The organism is Vibrio sp. YT-15 (genome assembly GCF_033337445.1).
Lineage (GTDB): Bacteria > Pseudomonadota > Gammaproteobacteria > Enterobacterales > Vibrionaceae > Vibrio > Vibrio alginolyticus.
In genome coordinates this window covers 1-1,020 of sequence record NZ_JAWOQR010000184.1, presented here as the reverse complement: position 1 = coordinate 1,020, position 1,020 = coordinate 1, and the positions used below count along the sequence as shown (strand labels likewise).

1 protein-coding gene and 1 pseudogene are annotated in these 1,020 nt (G+C 46.4%); one reads left to right on the top strand and one right to left on the bottom strand.

Going from position 1 to position 1,020, the window contains the following annotated elements; translation table 11 throughout:
- Positions 1–158 (top strand): annotated as a pseudogene (locus tag R7D93_RS26180) (helix-turn-helix transcriptional regulator); the annotation flags it as partial.
- 76 nt (positions 159–234) lie between these two features.
- Here R7D93_RS26180 and pdxH read toward each other — a convergent pair.
- On the bottom strand, positions 235–870 hold the full coding sequence (gene pdxH / locus R7D93_RS26175; protein WP_005464858.1) for a pyridoxamine 5'-phosphate oxidase: 636 nt from the start codon (positions 868–870) through the stop codon (positions 235–237).
- Between the last annotated feature and the right edge of the window lie 150 nt (positions 871–1,020).

Sequence of the window (1,020 nt, the reverse complement as noted above, 5' to 3'; positions counted from 1 at the left end):
AAGCGGTAGAACGGCATGTCGCACGACTAAGAAACAAGTTTGAAGCGAATAGTCAGAACGAGCTGATCGCTCAAGCAATGGAGGCAGGCTATGGATCTGTTGTACCCAAAACGCTGCTTAAACATCAGCTTTCTGTTGTTTTGAATGGAGAGCGCTAACGCCACGCCGCTTTATCTTTATAAACACAAACACCGCCTAAATGGCGGTGTTTTGTTAGGCGTTAAATAAGATGCCCTATGGCGCGAGACGGTCTATATCCCATTCGCCATCGTGTTGAGAGAATAGGAAACGGTCATGCAGACGATGCTCACCGCCTTGCCAAAACTCAATGCTTTGCGGTTTAACTCTAAAGCCGCCCCAAAATGTTGGCATTGGAATTTCACCTTTGGCAAATTTCTGTTTGAGCTCAAGGAACTTACCTTCCAGCACTCCACGAGCAGAAATACGGCTACTTTGCTTACTCGCAATGGCCGCCAACTGGCTATCTTTAGGGCGGGAAGTAAAATACTTCATGTTTTCCATCGCAGTCAGCTTTTCAGCCACACCAGTAATGTGAACTTGGCGCTCTAGTGGATGCCAAGGGAAATGCAGGCTGATGTTGCTGTTATGCTCAAGATGCTGCGCTTTGCGACTACCTAAGTTGGTGTAAAACACGAAGCCATCTTTATCGACGTTTTTCAATAAAACGATTCGTTGAAATGGCATGCCGTTTTCATCCACGGTCGCCACTGTCATCGCAGTAGGATCCGTCAACCCCGCCTTAATCGCTTGCTCCAACCAAAGGTTGAATTGATCAATTGGATCAGCTTTCAAATCTTTACGACGTAGGCCACCTTTCGTGTACTCACGACGAATATCAGCAAGTTCCATCTTTACTCCTTCACTCGTTTTTTGTCGATTGTGCTCCCGAAGCTACTGAAATACAAGGACAGCAAACATAGATGTTGAAAAACCGATGGTAACCTCTAGGTTCAGGCAAAAAGCGAGGCCCAGCAACACTTCTAACGAGACCAAAGACCA